This window comes from Dysgonomonas sp. ZJ709 (assembly GCF_011039195.1).
Classification (GTDB): domain Bacteria; phylum Bacteroidota; class Bacteroidia; order Bacteroidales; family Dysgonomonadaceae; genus Dysgonomonas.
Map to the genome: position 1 here is coordinate 1 of NZ_JAAKEM010000079.1, position 1,258 is coordinate 1,258.

Genomic DNA, 1,258 nt, shown 5'->3' on the forward strand with positions numbered 1-1,258 from the left:
TTACAAGAAAACAGCTTAAGTAAGCTATTTTCCCTTTTTCAATCTGCCCCCCTAAAAAACGGGTAGTTGAAAAAGGAAAAATGCGATAACTTTTAACAATATTAATAGGAATTAATCATAGAATTCAGAGAGGGTGAAAGATAGGGCAACTCATAACTATTCATTCATACTTCACAATCATTTCACATTCTCTTTTTCCAAATGTTTCTTTAGTTTTTCACGATGGATTATCACAGTGATACCGTCTTTGACTTTGCTCTTCTTGACAGGGCCTAAAGGCAAGACTGTAATTACACCTGCTTCCAACATTTTCTCTAACTGATTTAGGGATATATCGAAACACTTTCTAATAACGTGGGTCAACCTTAGATCAAGATTGAAAGCTGCTTTAATTTCAAATTCGATTAAATCGGCATCCATCACGATCATATCTTCTAACGCAATATCCTCGCGAACGATGTCGTACTCAATATTGCTACAATCTAATTCCATGCTGTTGCGTCTTATAGTCTCAGCATCGAAAGCGTATATCCACGCCGTTTCTTCATCATTATCACTGAACTTCTGATATAACTCCCGATCTATCAGTTCGGGTCGGGTACGAGACAGGATGGTTATATTACACGTATTGTCGCATTTCACGCATTTATAAATTAACCACACATCGATGCTCCTCTTTTGTGAGTTTAGCCGAAACTTATCGCTGCTATAATACAGATTGCTGCTTTTGCACTTACTGCATTTCCGTTTAAAGAGTGGTGTACTTGTGGGTATTATCTCCCACGTGAATTGGCTGACTGTCTTTGTATTTTTTGTTAATCCCTCCGGATTATTCTGCTTAATATTCTTTGCGAAATTTTTCATTTGCATTCGATGCATATCAATCGAACCTTCCGATCATAGACAATGATCGATAAAGACGATTAGGTGACAGTTAAGCGATTACCTTACCTACGTGAAGGAAACCGTAAACTGATAATAAGTTATAAGAATGAAAAATTTATCAGAGTCGAACGCCCCGATAAAAAGATTATTAGCCTGTAGTTTTAAAGGCTAATATTAAGCAGTAATATATAAGAGAATTGTTCTCAAAGCACAGTTATTTATAAATACTGATGCAAAGGTATTATTATTTAGGTACTTATATATCATTTTACACAAAATTAGTCATGGTTGTTAACGGATTATCCTTCCCTCTTTTAATTATTACCTGTGTTGTCGTTGTATATTCATAAACAACGCACTCTTGTTTATTCAG

1 protein-coding gene is annotated in these 1,258 nt (G+C 35.4%); it reads right to left on the reverse strand.

What is annotated here, in order from left to right:
- Nucleotides 1-177: 177 nt before the first annotated feature.
- Nucleotides 178-864 carry a DUF1062 domain-containing protein gene (locus tag G7Y56_RS18425; protein WP_165045923.1) on the reverse strand — a complete coding sequence of 229 codons (687 nt, stop codon included), beginning with the start codon at nucleotides 862-864 and terminating at the stop codon, nucleotides 178-180.
- Between the last annotated feature and the right edge of the window lie 394 nt (nucleotides 865-1,258).